This window comes from Acinetobacter bouvetii, from assembly GCF_902753875.1.
Classification (GTDB): domain Bacteria; phylum Pseudomonadota; class Gammaproteobacteria; order Pseudomonadales; family Moraxellaceae; genus Acinetobacter; species Acinetobacter bouvetii_A.
On record NZ_CADDTS010000007.1, the window covers coordinates 84,919 to 102,211 of the forward strand.

Here is a 17,293-nt window from a genome sequence, read left to right on the forward strand (position 1 = left end):
TTACATTCTCATTGGACCAGCACCACCGCCAGCACGGTTACTACGTTTTGCAGAATCATTTGAGGTATCAGAAGCATCTGCGATGACGACTTTATCACCTTGTTTTAAACCTTTGATCACTTGAGCAGTGACACGGTTATTTAAGCCGATTAACACCGGTTGTGGTTTTGCTACGCCATCTGCCTGAACCACACGTACCATTGCCATGGTTGCTTTCCCTTGTTCAATCCATGATTTTTCTTCTGCGGAAAGTTCAAGGCGTTTAGGACGATCTGCTTTGGCTTGATCATTGCTCGCTGCAGGTTTTTCTGCAGTTTTGTCTGTGCTGCCGGTTTGCTGATTACGTTTGCCTTGAGGGCGGTTTGAGGTCTGCAAAGCAGCAGCAGGAACGGTTAATACATTTTTGGCTTCATTTAAGACAATATAAACCTGTGCAGTCATATCAATTCGTAATTTGCCATCTTCATTTGGTACATCAAACAAGGCATTGTAATAAACCGCTGTACTTGAAGATGACGTTGAAGAATTGGTACTTTCAGTGTTGATGGAATTGGGTGCCGGTTCGACTTGACGAAGTTTAGCGTAATGCTTTTTGTCGCTATTGCCCAGTGTAGTGAAATAAACGGTTTGACCTTCTTCCACTTTCATCACGTCGGCTTCAGAAATTTCAGCCTTGATGGTCATATTGTCGAGTTTGGCCAGTTTAACAATCGTTGGTGCACTTTGGTTGGCGTTTACGGTCTGACCTTCTTCAGTCACAATCGCTACAATGGTGCCATCCATTGGTGCCACAATTTGGGTATAACCCAAGTCTTCCTTGGCAGTTGCCAAAGTTAAACGAGATTGTTCAATTTGGGCATTAATCGCTAAAATGTCAGCTTGTGCTGTTTTATAGCTGGCTAATGCTGATTCCAATTCGGCACGTGAAGTTGCATCTTGGGTATACATGGCTTGCTGGCGGTGATATTCCGCTTCAACTTTGGCTAAATTGGCCTGTTTAACGGCCAGTTGAGCTTGCTGGTTTTTAATGCTCGCTTCAGCCGTTTTGAGATCATTTTCCTGACGAATCGAATCAATTTGTGCGATCAGTTGACCTTGTTTGACTTGATCACCCAATTTCACATACATCTTTTTGACCTGACCAGACACCTGTGCACCCACGCTCACCATCTTGGTGGCTTCCAGTACGCCAGTTGCAAGGACTGAATCTTCAATATCACCACGACTAACTTCACTAGTAATATATTGAGGTTGTTGTTCTTTAGGTTTCAGGAAAAACCAGGCAGTAACGGCAATAGCAAGAATACAGACCACCGCGACAACGATTTTAGATGGTTTTATTTTTGGCATGGTGAGCTTATAAGTTTAGAAAATTGAAAATATTATAAAAGCTAAATAAGGATAAAACGTGAACTTTTTAAAAACAAATGAGAATTATTTTCTTTTTTATTGTTCATTTAAAAAACTCAAAAGCGATGATGTGCTTGAGTACTACACCTGTTTGATGCAGCGATGTGGGAGTTCAACTTGTTTGCCTACATTTAGTCCGAATGCATTTTTGAAATGTTTTGTCTGACCATGGTGTTTTATAAAAAGATTATTGGGTAAATGCATTTGTGCCAACAAATAAGATGCATTCAGAGCAGATGACATCTTAATTGGATGATGTGGTTTTGATTTGAATTTTTTTTGAGACTGTACCTTTTTTAGGGTTGGTTTAGTTAATTAAATTTTTTCTGGAAATTAAAAAAATCTTTTTTTTCTATAGATTTAAATAAAAAAAGTTTGTAACATTAAATCCCATATTTTTTTTATGGGATTAATAAAAATAGTGCTATGTAAATTGATTTTTAAAAATAAATCATGACTTTAATATGAAAAATGCAGGAGCTGGGACAGATGGAATGGAACGAAAGTTATAATATTGGAATCGAGGTGATTGATAAACAACATCGTCAAATTCTGGATTATATTAATGCGCTAGAGAAGATTCGGGCGACTGGGGGGCGAGACAAAATCAGAGAGGTTTTAGAAGATTTGATTGATTATACTCAATCACATTTTAGCTTCGAAGAAAATTTACTTGAGCAAGTTCACTATCAGTATTTACCTTCACATAGAGGCATACATGAACTGTTCGTTAAGCGGTTGAACGAGTATCGTCAAAAATTTGATCGGGGAGAATCGGTAGAAAATGATTTATATCGATTACTGTCAAAGTGGCTGATTAATCATATTCAGCATGATGATCAAGATTATGTAGATGCCGTGCGTGATAATATGCTGCACTATTTACGTTCACAGGAACAGAAAAAAGGGAAAAGCTGGTTTTCACGGTTTTTCAGCTAAACTATAGATGACGTGAATAAGCTTTTACCGCACATGCTTGCAATGGCTTGCATGATTAAATGTTCAGGATTTTCATTGCCCAAACCCTTGATGGAGGCATCAATCCTGAGCAAGATGGCAGGCCAACTGAGGAAATCGTTTGGATTGAGTCGTCTTAGCGCTTGCTGATATGCACTGACTTTATTTTTCCAGATTCCCAATTGCAAGGCATTTTGAGGCTGTTCAAACAGTTGCATCAGCAGACGCATTTCTTTGCTGATGCTCCATAGAATTAGGCTCATGGGTTCGCCTGAAGCAGTCAGGTATTGGAAAATTTTCATTGCCTGAGCCAGATTTCCGGCAAGCAGGGCATCATTTAAATCATAAGTGGTATAGCGCGATTGGTCTTGCAGACAGGAATACAAATGCTCAATCTGAATGATTTCAACATCGGCAAAAGTATCACTGACGCGCATTAAACTGTTTTTGGCAGCGAGCAGATTATGCTCATGATGTTGTTCCAGCCAGGCCCATGCATCATTTGCCAGTTTAATCCCCAGCTTGTCTGCTTCTATGCTTAAAATACGTTGTCGATCTTGCGGATAATTTGCGGCAAGCGGAACAGTAACGCCGTTTGCATCTATCACCTGAAAGAAACTGGATTTTAAGCTGCTGCCATCCTGTTTGGGCATAACCACCAGGAGAAGGTTTTGTTCATTATGCTGAATATAGCTTTTGAGCTGCTTAATGCCATTTGCATCGGGCTTGATGTTGCCATGCACCTCAATAGCCAGCTGATTGGAAAAAAGCGATAAGCTGTTTAAGGCATTAAATACATTTTTCCAGTCACTGACATTACTAATGTCATAACGCTGACGCTCAATTTCCTGTTTTTGCCAACTTTGACGAAATGCATCCAGTAAATTTTGTTCAAGCAGCGGTTCCTGACCATACATAATCCAAGCGCCGCGAGCTTCATCAACACGTTTAAAAGCTTGGGTATAGTCAAGTTTCATAGCTTCCAGTCTATACTAAGGTTGTGTTGTTGATGCGGCAGGTTGAGTCACAACTTTAGGTAAGCGATTCGATGAAATCTGACGCACAATTTGCTGTGCAACATCATCAACAATCACCTGTTTGAGATACTTTTGTTCCTGATCATCGGTATTTACGGTTGCAACATCATATTGATAGCTACGTGAAGCAGTAATGGTGCGAGGTTCTGTAACAGGATTCCCTTGCGCATCATCAATCCGGAAAGTCACGCTTAAACGCAATAAAGTTTCAACCAGTTTACCGTTCAATTCATGACGCTGTGGGGTGTAATCCAATACATGTAACACATAGGCATCTGGACTATTACTGAGTTGAATGCCAGTTGCACCTAAATAAATTGCCAGTTTTTCATGTAATTCATCAGTATTATCTGGTAATACCAGTTTCATTTTAGAATAAGCTACTGGCGCGGTCATCGGGCTGGTGCCTTTTAAATGAAAGCCGCAGCCGACTAAGCCTGCACCTAGACCACAAGTTAAAACAATTGCTGCTAAACGTTTGCCCAAATGCATGCGTTGTCCTCTACTGTCCCCAAGGGGAAAATTTGAAATTCTGATTTGGATTGTAAAGTCAAAGCCCGTTGATTGACAACGGGCTTTGTTTGGGAATTGTGAAATCCTTTTGTGCCCCTCATCCTAACCTTCTCCCTATGGGAGAAGGGATTTTCCCTCTCCTTGTAGGAGAGGGCTAGGGAGAGGTTAATTACCCTCATCCCAACCTTCTCCCAGAGGGAGAAGGAGCTATAAGGATTAAACCACCAAGTTCACTAATTTATTCGGCACTACAATTTCTTTCTTGGTTGGACCCGTCAAGAATTGTTGAACTTCAGGCAATGCTTTGGCTTGTGCAAGAATGTCATCTTTAGATGCATCTACAGATACTTCTAATTTACCGCGAAGTTTACCGTTGACCTGCACCACGATGGTTTGCGTATTACGCGTCAATGCAGATTCGTCAACGCTTGGGAATGCTGCTTGAGTCAATTCGATACCAAACTCTGCCAATAATGTTTGGCTTAAGTGCGGTGCAAAGGGAGCCAATAAAGTCAGGAGTGTCGTGATCGATTCACGTGCTACAGCAACGTCATTGTCATCTTTCGCTTCAAACTTGTTGTTGGCATTCAACAATTCCATCAATGCTGCAATGGCAGTGTTAAATGCATGACGACGTTCAATATCATCACCCACTTTTTGGATGGTTTCATGCGTTTTACGACGCAGGTCTTGAGCAGCAGTTGAAAGTTTTGCAGCATCAATTGCAGTCGCCGCATTGCCTTTTTCAAGGAAACCGGTTGCCAGACGCCATACACGTTTCAAGAAGCGGTTTGCACCTTCAACACCTGCATCAGACCATTCAAGAGATTGGTCAGGTGGAGCTGCGAACATCATGAAGACACGTGCTGTATCTGCGCCGTATTGATCAATAATCGCTTGCGGGTCGATACCGTTATTTTTCGATTTCGACATCTTCTCTTGACCGCCAACAGTCACTTCTTGACCGTCACCTTGGTACTTAGCCGAAAGAATACGACCTTTTTCATCACGTTCTAGGTCGATGTCAGCAGGGTTGAACCAAGTTTTCTTACCTGATTCAGACTCACGATAGTAAGTATCTGCTAGTACCATACCTTGAGTTAACAGGTTGGTGAACGGTTCGTTGCCTTGTACCACACCTTCATCACGCATCAATTTGTGGAAGAAACGCGCATAAAGTAAGTGAAGAATCGCGTGTTCAACACCACCGATGTATTGGTTTACAGGCAACCAAGTTTGACCCGCTTCAGGTTTCACCATGCCATCCGTAAAGTCTGGAGATGCATAACGCGCATAATACCAAGATGATTCTACGAAAGTATCTAGCGTATCGGTTTCACGACGTGCATCGCCACCACAACATGGGCAAGTGGTTTGATAGAACTCAGGCATTTTGTTGAGTGGATTACCTGAACCGTCTGGAACCACATCCGTTGGAAGTACAACAGGTAATTGATCTTCTGGAACTGTGACTTGACCACATTTTTCACAGTTGATCATTGGAATTGGACAACCCCAATAACGTTGACGGGAAACACCCCAATCACGTAGACGGAATTGTACTTTCGAGTTTGCAAGTTCAGTTGGTTCTAATTTCGCAAGGAATGCATCATACGCACCTTGGAAGTCTAAACCGTCAAATTCGCCTGAATTAACCAGTTTGCCTTCTTTCGAACCGTACCATTCTTGCCATTCTGTAGCAGAGAACTCAGCATCATCTGCGCCTTTGGCATCAATCACTTGCTTAATGGTTAAGCCATATTTATTGGCAAATTCAAAGTCACGTTCATCGTGTGAAGGCACTGCCATCACCGCACCTGAACCGTAAGACATCAAGACGTAGTTGGCGATCCAAACTGGAACTTCTTCACCTGTAACTGGGTGTTTTACAGAAAGACCTGTTGCCATGCCTTTCTTCTCGGCAGTAGCAAGATCTGCTTCTGCCACTGAACCCATACGGCATTCTTCGATGAAAGCTTTAAGCTCAGGATTGTTCTCTGCAGCTTTAAGCGCCATTGGATGTTCTGCTGCAACTGCAACATAAGTCACACCCATTAAGGTATCGGCACGAGTCGTAAATACAGTCAAACCATCGGCATAGATTTCTGGATTTGCGGAAGGGAAGGTAATGTCCATCCCCTGTGAGCGACCAATCCAGTTACGCTGCATGGTCAAGACTTGTTGTGGCCAACCATCTTTTAATGTTTCTAGGTCGTCTAATAATTCTTGTGCATAGTCTGTAATGCGGAAGTAATACATTGGAATATCACGTTTTTCTACCAATGCACCTGAACGCCAGCCGCGACCATTTTCAACTTGTTCGTTGGCTAGAACTGTTTGGTCAACAGGATCCCAGTTCACGGTTGAAAGCTTACGGTAGATCAGACCTTTTTTATAAAGCTGAACAAATAACCATTGTTCCCAACGATAGTACTCAGGGGTACAGGTTGCGAATTCACGATCCCAGTCAATAGACAGACCTAATTTTTTCAACTGATTACGCATGTAATCGATGTTTTCAAAGGTCCATTTTGCAGGGGCAACTTGGTGGGCAATCGCAGCATTTTCAGCAGGTAGGCCGAATGCATCCCAACCCATCGGTTGCAGCACGGTTTCACCTTTGAGGCGGTGGAAACGGCTGATCACGTCACCAATAGTATAGTTACGCACATGACCCATGTGCAGTTTGCCGCTTGGGTAAGGGAACATCGAGAGGATATAACGACGTGGACCTTCTACAGTGTCGGCAACTTTAAAGGCTTTGCGAGTTTCCCAGTCTTGTTGGACTGTTGGTTCAATCGCACTGGCTTGATATTCAGGGTCAATGTGAGTAGTCATAAACGTAAATTAGGAATAACGGTTAAAAAGTTTAACGCACAGCATAGCGCAAAATGCACTGAAAAGTGAATTTTGCGCTCTGGATAAATCAGAAAATATCGAAGTTTTTGATAAATCCAACTCAGTGAAATTGACTTTATATCTAAAGTTTTTGTTGAGTGGCTGAAGTGGAAGGTTTGCCTTGATTATTTTGATTCGGAACTGCAGTGGCTTTGTCACCGGTTAGGCTCGTTGTATTTTGAGCTGGTTGTTCTTTTACGCTATTGTTTTCATGGGTCATGTTGCTAGATGAGTGACTAGCACCATAAGTCTCTACTTTCCCTTTCTTTTTTGCAGATTTTGGTGGAGGAGTGGTGCTGTAGTGCGTAGAACCTTTAGCATCGACCCATTTATAGTATTCTTTAGCAAAACTTGTGGTTGAACTTAAACTCAACATCAGACTTGCAGTCATAAATCCAATTTTAATAAAAGATGATGCCATGATAGATACGTCCTATAGTCATGATCAAAGATGTAATAGCAGATAAAAATTAACATCCTATTTTCGGGTTATTTTATAGAATATTGATAGATTTACAGAAAAAATAGATGAGCTGTTACAAAATGTAGATAAGAGGATTGTTTTGGGCTACATCACTTAAATCTGTACCTCTATTTGTTCATGCAGAAAATAGTTTTGCTCGAAGATATTTCAGATTGATGTATAAAAGATAAATTTGATGGCTGGAGAGATAAACGTTCTTTATTAATAAAAAACAGATTTGCATAAGGAAAAAAATTATTCATTTTTTTTATGAATGGAATATTTATTTTTCATGAAAATAATTTGTAATAAATTGAAATAAAAAAGCTTTTTATTTATTTGAGTATTCTTTTTTAACAATGAAATAAAAAACAGCTAAATAAAAAGTCGGCAATTCAAAAATAATCCATAAAAAGCCAGTTTTTAAACTTGACTTTAATACACGAAACTACAAAAATGCTGCTTTAGTTTTATATGTCTTAGATCGATCACCCTTCGAATAAGTACATTTTAGCAATGGACTTCTTCTCTAGCCGAGAAGCTGAACAAAGCCAACAAAATATGTTTATCCCAACATGTTTTTGACCTCATATTGCTCAAACGGCAACCGGGTCAGATTTTTTTCTTATTGCTATGAAAACTATGAAATTTGTGTGCTATAACAGAGCACACAGTGAATGAATGAATCACCACAAATGCCCTCCATTTGTGCGTGAAAAAAGATTAGGGTGAATCACGTTGGAACTTTTATCTGGTGGTGAAATGCTCGTTCGCGCATTGGCGGACGAAGGCGTTGAACATGTTTTTGGATACCCAGGCGGCGCAGTATTACATATTTACGATGCGCTCTTTCAACAAGACAAAATCAATCATTACCTCGTACGTCATGAACAAGCTGCCGGTCATATGGCAGATGCATATTCGCGCGTAACAGGTAAGACGGGTGTGGTACTCGTCACATCTGGTCCGGGTGCGACCAATACCGTAACACCAATTGCAACAGCTTATATGGACTCAATCCCAATGGTGATTTTGTCTGGTCAGGTTGCAAGCCATCTCATCGGTGAGGATGCGTTCCAAGAAACCGATATGGTCGGTATTTCTCGTCCAATCGTAAAGCACAGTTTCCAAGTGCGTCATGCCAGCGAAATTCCTGCGATCATTAAAAAAGCATTTTATATTGCCTCTTCTGGTCGTCCAGGTCCTGTAGTTATTGATATTCCTAAAGATGCGACCAATCCTGCAGAAAAATTCGCTTATGAATATCCTGAAAAAGTGAAGATGCGTTCGTATCAGCCGCCACATCGTGGTCACTCAGGTCAAATTCGTAAAGCGATTGATGAACTGATCACGGCTAAACGTCCGGTGATTTACTCTGGTGGTGGTGTAATACAAGGTAATGCATCAGCTTTATTGACTGAACTGGCACATTTGTTGGGCTATCCTGTAACAAATACCTTGATGGGCTTAGGTGCTTTCCCGGGCAACGATCCTCAATTTTTGGGTATGCTCGGGATGCACGGTACTTATGAAGCCAACATGAGCATGCATAATGCAGACTTGATCCTGTGTGTAGGTGCACGTTTTGATGACCGTGTGACCAATAATCCGGCGAAGTTCTGTCCAAATGCCAAGGTTATTCATATTGATATTGACCCGGCAACCATTTCTAAAACCATCATGGCACACATTCCAATTGTGGGTGCGGTAGAGCCTGTACTTCAAGAGATGTTGGTTCAATTGAAACAAATGAATGTTTCGAAACCAAATTCTGACGATATTGCAGCATGGTGGAAGCAAATTAATGAGTGGCGTACAGCGCACGGCTTAAAAGTTGTAGCACCAACTGATGGCACAATGAAGCCACAGCAAGTTGTTGCAGCTTTAGATAAAATCACCAATAGTCAGGCGATTATTACTTCTGATGTTGGTCAGCACCAGATGTTTGGCGCGTTGTATTACAAATACACTCGTCCACGTCAATGGATCAACTCTGGCGGTCTGGGTACTATGGGTGTGGGCTTGCCTTATGCCATGGCAGCGAAATTGGCATTCCCGGATCAGCAAGTGGTCTGTATCACTGGTGAAGCATCGATTCAGATGTGTATCCAAGAACTTTCTACATGTAAGCAATATGGCTTAAATGTGAAAATTCTCTGCTTGAATAACCGTGCCTTGGGTATGGTGAAACAGTGGCAGGATATGAACTACGAAGGTCGTCACTCCAGCTCTTATGTTGAATCATTGCCAGATTTTGCCAAGTTGATGGAAGCTTACGGTCATGTCGGTATTCAGATTGATCATGCTGATGAACTTGAATCCAAGCTTGAAGAAGCTATGGCAATTAACGATAAATGCGTATTTATTAACGTTATGGTTGACCGTGCCGAGCATGTTTATCCAATGCTGGTAGCTGGCCAATCGATGCAAGATATGTGGTTAGGAAAAGGGGAGCGCACTCAATGAGACATATCATTTCTGTTCTCGTAGAAAACGAAGCGGGCGCGCTTTCTCGTTTGGTAGGTTTATTCTCTCAACGTAATTATAACATTGAGACTTTGAACGTTGCGCCAACTGAAGATCCAACCATGTCACGTTTAACTTTAACCACTTATGGTGATGATCATAAAATTGAACAAATCACCAAACAGCTCAATAAACTGGTTGAAGTGGTGAAAGTGGTTGATTTGTCAGAAGGTGCGCACATCGAACGTGAATTGATGCTAATTAAGGTGAAATCACTGGGATCAGCACGTGCCGAAATCAAGCGTACTGCCGACATTTTCCGTGCACAAATTGTAGATGTAACACCAACGACTTATACCATCCAGATTGCCGGTACCACTGAAAAGCTCGACGGTTTTATCGATGCGTTGGCAGAAAATACGATTCTTGAAGTCGTACGTTCAGGTGTATCTGGTATCGCACGTGGCGAAAAAGTTTTAACAATTTAATTTTTTAATACCTCATTCATCCTCTCCTGTATTTATGGAGAGGAGCTTAATCTAAAAATTAAGCGAAACGGACACAAAGCATTTAAGCGGAGACAGCAATGCAAATTTTTTACGATAAAGACACAGACTTATCTATCATCCAAGGCAAAAAAGTAGCGATTATTGGTTACGGTTCACAAGGTCACGCGCATGCGCTTAACCTTAAAGACTCTGGCGTTGACGTAACTGTAGGTTTACGTGCAGGTTCTACTTCTTGGAAAAAAGCTGAAAATGCTGGTCTTAAAGTTTCAGAAGTGCCTGCTGCTGTAGCTCAAGCTGACTTGGTAATGATCTTGACTCCAGATGAGTTCCAAGCTCAACTTTACCGCGACGTAATCGAGCCAAACATTAAAGAAGGCGCGACTTTAGCTTTTGCTCACGGTTTCTCTGTTCTTTATAACCAAGTTGTTCCACGTAAAGACCTAGACGTAATCATGGTTGCACCTAAAGCACCTGGTCACACTGTACGTTCTGAATTCCAACGTGGTTCAGGTGTTCCTGACTTAATTGCGATTCACCAAGATGCTTCTGGTAACGCACGTAACGTAGCGCTTTCTTATGCTTCTGGCGTAGGTGGCGGCCGTACAGGTATTATCGAAACTTCATTCCGTGAAGAAACTGAAACTGACTTATTCGGTGAGCAAGCAGTTCTTTGTGGTGGTGCTGTTGAATTGGTTAAAATGGGCTTCGAAACTTTGGTCGAAGCTGGTTATGCTCCAGAAATGGCGTACTTCGAATGTCTACATGAACTTAAATTGATCGTAGATTTGATGTTCGAAGGCGGTATCGCGGACATGAACTACTCGGTATCGAACAATGCTGAATACGGTGAATACGTAACTGGCGTTGAAGTAATCAATGAACAGTCTCGTGAAGCAATGCGTAATGCGTTGAAACGTATCCAATCTGGTGAATATGCGAAGATGTTCATCCAAGAAGGTGCGTTGAACTACCCATCTATGACTGCTCGTCGTCGTCAAAACGCGGCGCACGGTATTGAAGTGACTGGCGGTAAACTGCGTGCGATGATGCCTTGGATTCAAGCAAACAAAATCGTAGACAAAGAAAAGAACTAAGGTCGCGTTACGTGCCTTAAAAAATGGGAAAGCAGTGCTTTCCCATTTTTTTTCGTACCTTGGATTCAAGCAAAAAAAATTGTAGATAAAGAAAAGAACTCAGGTTTCGTGCCTCAAATAGATGAAAGCAGTACTTTCATCTATTCTCGTACCTTGGATTCATGCAAACAAAATCGTTGATAAAAAGAAAAACTAATTTCTCGAATCTATTGATTTGATGCTAAAACCCACTCAGTTTTGAGTGGGTTTTTTAATTATGTATAGGTAACTTGAGCGTTGCTCAAACCAGTTCTTTAAACCCTTTCATACCTTGAACTTAAGTAAACAGGGTTGTTGATAGGGAGGAGAGCAGATTTTTAGAATCATTTATTGGAGTGCTAAAAGTCCACTTAGATTGGTAAGAGTTTTTTATGGTAGGAGAATGTAGCTCTGCCTTGTACTCGTTTAGATATTAAATTCAAGTGAAGAAGATTATAGGGAGAAAAGAACAAATTTTGATACTATAAGAATTTTGCAAAAGCGGGGCATTATTTCAAGCATTGCTACTTTGTATGAAGATCACTCTATTACCAATTCGCAACAAAACACAGTGCTTGGATGTAGATTAGATGTAATTTTAATTGTGATACAGTAGACATAATTTATTTTATTGTTGAGCGTGCTTGTACAATGAATACTCGAACTTTTATCTGTCTGGCGGCCTTGTTCTTTCCTGGTTTAAGCTTTGCAGAAGCCGTTCCGGGCACGAATAATAATAACTTAAAGCCTTTTACCAATGTGCGTGTTTCCATGCAGCGTATGCTCCGTTCAGTAGAGGGGCGATACTTTCTGGATTTATATGCAGGTATCTGGAATCCTCATGGTACTCTTTATGATCTCGTTGATCAGAAAGCTATCGCATTTAAAGGATTGCAGAAGGGGGATCAAATAGATCTCAAGTCTGTCAGTATCAATGGCGATGAAAAGTCATCAGAGCAATATCAATTAAATGGTCAGTTAAATGCAAATTCAGGTGAATTGGTATCAGCTTTCAGGTCAGTTAATTATCCTGTAAATTTTCCGATTCAATTTGAACCTGCATTTAAAGCAAAAGAAAAGCCATTATTTGTCTTTAATTTTTATGGTCTGGAGGGTAATCAGCAACCTTATGGAAAAGCCATTAAAAAAGTGGACGTATTAAATAAAACAAATAATCAAGTGGTGCAAAGTTTGACCGGATTTACGGCCTATCCTAAAAGTATTGGTTATATGGATATTAACTTTGACGGATACTATGATGTGGTCTTGTCAGATACTTCAAATGATCGAAAAGTGGAAGATAAGCGCTTCATCTATTGGATGTATAACCCTAAAACTAATCAATTTCAACGCTCACCCCAATTAGAAAATATTGTTGGATTTCCAGCTATTCATGGAGAAAAGCAGCAAATTGATTTCGGTAATGGTAATGTTTATCAAGTTGAAAATGGGCTGCTTAATCAGGTGATAAATAATTAAAAACATATTTAATTAAGGTTTTTAATTATATTTAAATTTTTTATATCATATTGAATGATATTTTTTTTGAGTGAATATTTATATTAATTATAATGTTTTATAATATTAATTATTTTATGGAAAAGGTAATAGGTTGAAATTACATACATAACTATGTTGATTACAAGATTTTTACATTTTTGGTAATATTTAAATAGAAAAGCACAATCAAAGTAACAGTGATATTTTAAATAAAAAATCCCATATAGGTTTTTATATGGGATTCTTTTTATAATTATTTGCTTTGAATTGATTTTTTAGTTCTAAATTGTGCTATTCGGTAATTTAGAAATGTGATGTTGTTTGAAAACTAAATTTAAATTAAGGATGAAATCACTTATTTATTAAATTATATGCAATAATTTACAAACTTTTTGTAAATTAGGTAATGTTCTTTAGTGGTTGTGTAATGTATATATTTTACTTAAAAAACATTTAAAATTAATTATTTATTTTTTTCTTAATGGTGCTTTGGCAGGGTTTTATATGTTTATGTGAGACATAAATAGAAACAAATTTAAATTGTATCATTTTATGTTTTAAGAAAATACTTATAAAACAATACGCTGTATGTATTTTTTAGGAAAATTAGTTCGTTATAAAATATATTGTGAATAATAACATTTTTGCCAGTTTTTTACTTAATGATAATAAGATAAGTCAACGGTTACGTAACCTTACTCATAATTAAAAGAGTTACAAACGTAATTGTTAAAAAAACAAAAAATATATTCTTTTAAAAAAAGAAATGGAGAAAATCATGAATAAAATGACTCAAGCTGCATTAGCTGCATTTGTACTCGGTGCTTGCGCAACAGGTGTATATGCAGGTGAAAATGATAAACGTACTCCTGAGCGTGCACCAGTAGGATGTGGTGTAGATTGTAAAGATAAAATTGATATTGTTTTAAACGTTGAACCACACTGCGATATTGATGTGACTACACCTACCTTAACTTTACAAGATAAAGCTGGTGGTGATACTAAAACTGGTAGTTTTAAAGTGGGCGCAAATGCTCTATTTAAAATCAACTTAACAACTGCAAATGGTGAGAAATTAAAATTTGCTAATAATGAAATTCCAGTTTCAATTGTCACTAAACGTGGTGGCACAGTTATTCCTCTAAATGCGACTACAGGTGGTCAACCATTTACTCTTGGTGGCTGGACAAAATATGACGTAACCGCTAAAGTGGGTGAAGTTGGTATTAATAAACCTGTTGGTACATATAAAGAAGAACTACGTATTGCAGTTTCATTCTAATAAAAAAATCAAGTTGGTTTTACCTTCGGGTAATTCCAACTTTCTTATTCTTAGATAGAAAAATTAAAAATAATAAAAGTACATTTAGATGTGGGTGAACTATGCAAAAGTTATTATCAATATTTGCTATGTCTATTTCATTGGTTTGTGCGCAAACGATATATGCAGGATTAAAAATTACACCAATTCAGCTGTATATATCTGACACGAAAAAGCAAAGAAGTGCAACAGTAACAATGGAATATAGAGATATAGAGACCCCAAAAATCTTTGAGGTTTCTGCTGTAAAGTGGACACAAAATTCAAAAGGTGAGGATGTTTTAGAACCTGATTCATCTGTAATCATTAATCCTAAAAACTTTGTATTACAACCAAATAGTAAACAAATTGTGCGAGTAGGTTTTGTTCAACCAACATCGGATAAAAATGAAGAGACTTGGCGCATTGTTTTTAATGAAGTCCCACCTATTGTAAAGCAGAATGCTGTCAGTTTTTTGTTCAATATCTCTCTTCCATTATTTGTGGGTAAACAAGATAAAATTAAATTGGCAATACAGCCTGTTTTTAAAGGAAAACAACTCACATTAAATGTAAAAAATGATACTAATACCCATGTTCAAATTAAAAAAATAACACTGGTTGATGATAATAAGAAAGAAATCGCAGTCAGTAATGACATGAAATATCTACTTAAAAACCAACAAAAAGATTTTGATTTTGGGGAGGTTAAAATAGAGAACTTAAATAAATATAAATTAATTATTGAAACGGATAGAAATAATTTGCCAATGGAATTTAATTTATCGGGATGATGAATTATGCAAAAAATTATATTATTTTTACCATGCATTTTTTTAAGCGTGGTGATTCCTGTTCAGCATGCAAATGCAGATGGGAATAATGTTGTTTTTAGCAATGTGTGGTTAAATGGTATAGATCGAAATATTGAAGCACTTACATTTGAAGAAAATAAAAAAATATATATAGAATGTCAGGCTTTAAACCAGTTAGATTTAAAGCAAGAACTATTTCCCAAACATATGTTAAAACAAGATTTTTGCTTGTTAACTCAAAACCCTATACAAGCAGAAATGGATGCAAGTATACAGTCTGTTAAAGTTACCTTGCCTGCAGAATTTTTTAATGTAAAAAACCTTCAACAAGAACAGTTGATTATGCCTGATAAGGCTGCCTTGGGTGCTTTTTTAAATTATGATTTTTTTTATGGCCAGACTTCCAAGCAAGATGAATTTAATACATTGACCGAATTGGGGATTTTTAAAGACTATTGGATGTTTCAAAATGCAATGATAGTGCGTAGCCTCGATATTCCAGAGCAGCAAGGAGATATTGAAACAGAAAAAGTAGTACGTTTAAAATCTACACTAAATTTGGACTTTCCCGAAAAATATCAACAATTAACTCTGGGTGATACGTCAACTATTTCAAATCCCTTCATTAATTCGGTTAGATTTGCTGGCTTAAGTTTTGGTACAAATTTTACAGACAGACCTGATTATATTTATTGGAATATGCCGACGCTAAAAGGGAGTGCAGTATTACCTTCCACGGTAGATCTCTATATTAATGGTGTCAGTATATCACAACAAAAGGTTACGCCAGGTGATTACAATCTACAACCTGGGTCAATGATTCAACAATCTGGTGATGTACAAGTTGTGGTTGAGGATGTTTTGGGGAATAGGTCGGTTCAGACTTTTCCAGTCTACATTAATAACCTTTTACTCAAACCTAAGCTCAATGAATATAATATTGCTTTAGGGAAAATTAGATACAATTATGATATTCAGAATGATGATTATCGTGAGTTTTTTTCTAATTTATATTTCCGTAGAGGTATTACAAACTCTACAACACTTGGCTTTAATGCTGCTTATAGTGAAGATGTTAAAAATTTAGGGTTACTGTGGACTCAAGCAATTAGTAAATATGCATTATTAGATACGTATATGGCAGGCAGTAATAGTGATGCAGGTAACGGCTATTCTGTTGGTGGTTCAATTAGTCGTAACGCAAGTAAAATTTACTTAGGTTTAAGTGCGCAGTATTCAAGTCAGGAGTATAAAAATTTAGGTTATAGCGATGCCGTTTCTATTCCTAAATATGAGGTTTTATTTTATTTTAGTAAATATGATATCCCGATTATTCAAAACTTTAATATTAATTATATTGAGCGTGTTTATTATCCGGGTAATATTTTTAATGTTTCCGATAGCCGTATTTTGACTGTCGGTATTTCTAGAACGCTGTTGCCTAATTTATATTTTACCACTTCTTATTTTAAAGAATTTGCTGGAAATGAAAATTCAGGTGGTTATATATCATTTAACTATAGTTTTGGTAATAATAAAAATGCCTACTTATCTCATTCAACTGAGAACGAAACACGGGTTCAATTTGTTAAGGCGAGCACTAAGCAAACCGGATTTGATTATGTGTTAGGCGCTAATCAGCGTAATGGTGATTTGTCCTATCAAGGCTACGGTTTGTTGAAATCGAATGTTGGCGATTTAAGAGTCCAAATCGATCATTCTGATGATTATGATAATAATCAGGTTATTTATCGTGGTGCCTTGGTCTGGTTGGGCGGTAAGGTCGCTATGACCAAATCTGTGGATAATGCTTTTGCCTTGGTACAGGTGCAAGATTCGCCTCATGTGGATGTTGCAAGGTCATTGTCTCCAATAGGCAGTACCAATAAAAATGGTTATTTGTTTGTTCATAATATTATTCCTTATGTTCCTTATGATATTTCTTTTGATCAGAACCAGTTAGATATTGAAGATGCTTTTGATTATTCAAATAAAAGAATGATTGGTTTAAATCAGCGTGGCTATATTTTGAATTTCCCTGTTTATCACACCCAGCAAGTTATTTTGCGTTTAAAGGATCAGGATAATCAAATATTACCTCGTGCAACGGAGGTTTATTTGAATGACGAAGATAGTCAATATTTCCCTGTGGGTGCAGAAGGAAAAATATATTTGTATGGCTTAAAGCCGGGGCAATACCGTATTTTAGCCAAAATGGAAGAAGGAAAAATGTGTCATGCCACTTTTGAAGTTCCAAACTTAAATAACAAAGCTACAGAACCGTCAGTGAAAGATGTGATCTGCCGCTAGAGG

Annotated in this window: 13 protein-coding genes; 8 read left to right on the top strand and 5 right to left on the bottom strand. The window is 38.3% G+C overall.

Annotated elements, in window-relative coordinates:
* Complete coding sequence (locus tag FB6_RS02250; RefSeq protein WP_174558445.1) at positions 1–1,350, bottom strand: MacA family efflux pump subunit; 1,350 nt, start codon at positions 1,348–1,350, stop codon at positions 1–3.
* A 549-nt stretch (positions 1,351–1,899) separates the two neighbouring features.
* Between FB6_RS02250 and FB6_RS02255 the strand changes: the two genes are divergently transcribed.
* Positions 1,900–2,349, top strand: a complete 450-nt coding sequence (locus FB6_RS02255; RefSeq protein WP_174558446.1) for a bacteriohemerythrin — start codon at positions 1,900–1,902, stop codon at positions 2,347–2,349.
* Here FB6_RS02255 and holA read toward each other — a convergent pair.
* The 4 genes from holA to FB6_RS02275 form a co-directional block, all read right to left on the bottom strand.
* Positions 2,346–3,344: a DNA polymerase III subunit delta gene (holA, locus tag FB6_RS02260; RefSeq protein ID WP_174558447.1), complete on the bottom strand. Its 999-nt coding sequence runs from the start codon at positions 3,342–3,344 to the stop codon at positions 2,346–2,348. The genes FB6_RS02255 and holA overlap by 4 nt on opposite strands.
* A 15-nt stretch (positions 3,345–3,359) precedes the next feature.
* Positions 3,360–3,896, bottom strand: coding sequence for an LPS-assembly lipoprotein LptE (locus FB6_RS02265; protein WP_174558448.1), 537 nt, complete (start codon positions 3,894–3,896; stop codon positions 3,360–3,362).
* Positions 3,897–4,133: 237 nt separating this feature from the next.
* Complete coding sequence (gene leuS, locus FB6_RS02270; RefSeq protein ID WP_174558449.1) at positions 4,134–6,755, bottom strand: leucine--tRNA ligase; 2,622 nt, start codon at positions 6,753–6,755, stop codon at positions 4,134–4,136.
* A gap of 142 nt (positions 6,756–6,897) precedes the next feature.
* A complete protein-coding gene (locus tag FB6_RS02275; RefSeq protein ID WP_174558450.1) occupies positions 6,898–7,236 on the bottom strand; it encodes a DUF4124 domain-containing protein in 339 nt (112 codons plus the stop codon).
* A 780-nt stretch (positions 7,237–8,016) separates the two neighbouring features.
* Here FB6_RS02275 and FB6_RS02280 point away from each other — a divergent pair.
* The 7 genes from FB6_RS02280 (at position 8,017) to FB6_RS02310 (ending at position 17,290) form a co-directional block, all read left to right on the top strand.
* Entirely contained in the window at positions 8,017–9,744 is a 1,728-nt protein-coding gene (locus FB6_RS02280; protein WP_174558451.1) for an acetolactate synthase 3 large subunit, read from the top strand.
* A complete protein-coding gene (gene ilvN, locus FB6_RS02285) occupies positions 9,741–10,232 on the top strand; it encodes an acetolactate synthase small subunit (protein ID WP_086173954.1) in 492 nt (163 codons plus the stop codon). Before FB6_RS02280 ends, ilvN begins: the two co-directional genes overlap by 4 nt.
* A gap of 98 nt (positions 10,233–10,330) precedes the next feature.
* On the top strand, positions 10,331–11,347 hold the full coding sequence (gene ilvC / locus FB6_RS02290) for a ketol-acid reductoisomerase (RefSeq protein WP_174558452.1): 1,017 nt from the start codon (positions 10,331–10,333) through the stop codon (positions 11,345–11,347).
* A 669-nt stretch (positions 11,348–12,016) separates the two neighbouring features.
* Positions 12,017–12,844 (top strand): XAC2610-related protein, encoded by an 828-nt coding sequence (locus FB6_RS02295; RefSeq protein WP_174558453.1) that lies wholly within the window; start codon positions 12,017–12,019, stop codon positions 12,842–12,844.
* 799 nt (positions 12,845–13,643) lie between these two features.
* Positions 13,644–14,147 carry a hypothetical protein gene (locus FB6_RS02300; RefSeq protein WP_174558454.1) on the top strand — a complete coding sequence of 168 codons (504 nt, stop codon included), beginning with the start codon at positions 13,644–13,646 and terminating at the stop codon, positions 14,145–14,147.
* Between the two features lie 101 nt (positions 14,148–14,248).
* Complete coding sequence (locus tag FB6_RS02305; protein ID WP_174558455.1) at positions 14,249–14,959, top strand: fimbrial biogenesis chaperone; 711 nt, start codon at positions 14,249–14,251, stop codon at positions 14,957–14,959.
* A gap of 6 nt (positions 14,960–14,965) precedes the next feature.
* Complete coding sequence (locus FB6_RS02310) at positions 14,966–17,290, top strand: fimbria/pilus outer membrane usher protein (RefSeq protein ID WP_174558456.1); 2,325 nt, start codon at positions 14,966–14,968, stop codon at positions 17,288–17,290.
* The last annotated feature ends 3 nt before the right edge of the window (positions 17,291–17,293 follow it).

Coding starts and splice junctions, on each gene's coding strand:
- FB6_RS02265 (WP_174558448.1), bottom strand. CDS start 3,896: ATGCATTTGGGCAAACGTTTAGCAGCAATTGTTTTAACTTGTGGTCTA.
- FB6_RS02275 (WP_174558450.1), bottom strand. CDS start 7,236: ATGGCATCATCTTTTATTAAAATTGGATTTATGACTGCAAGTCTGATG.
- holA (WP_174558447.1), bottom strand. CDS start 3,344: ATGAAACTTGACTATACCCAAGCTTTTAAACGTGTTGATGAAGCTCGC.
- FB6_RS02255 (WP_174558446.1), top strand. CDS start 1,900: ATGGAATGGAACGAAAGTTATAATATTGGAATCGAGGTGATTGATAAA.
- FB6_RS02250 (WP_174558445.1), bottom strand. CDS start 1,350: ATGCCAAAAATAAAACCATCTAAAATCGTTGTCGCGGTGGTCTGTATT.
- FB6_RS02310 (WP_174558456.1), top strand. CDS start 14,966: ATGCAAAAAATTATATTATTTTTACCATGCATTTTTTTAAGCGTGGTG.
- ilvN (WP_086173954.1), top strand. CDS start 9,741: ATGAGACATATCATTTCTGTTCTCGTAGAAAACGAAGCGGGCGCGCTT.
- FB6_RS02295 (WP_174558453.1), top strand. CDS start 12,017: ATGAATACTCGAACTTTTATCTGTCTGGCGGCCTTGTTCTTTCCTGGT.
- leuS (WP_174558449.1), bottom strand. CDS start 6,755: ATGACTACTCACATTGACCCTGAATATCAAGCCAGTGCGATTGAACCA.
- FB6_RS02305 (WP_174558455.1), top strand. CDS start 14,249: ATGCAAAAGTTATTATCAATATTTGCTATGTCTATTTCATTGGTTTGT.
- ilvC (WP_174558452.1), top strand. CDS start 10,331: ATGCAAATTTTTTACGATAAAGACACAGACTTATCTATCATCCAAGGC.
- FB6_RS02300 (WP_174558454.1), top strand. CDS start 13,644: ATGAATAAAATGACTCAAGCTGCATTAGCTGCATTTGTACTCGGTGCT.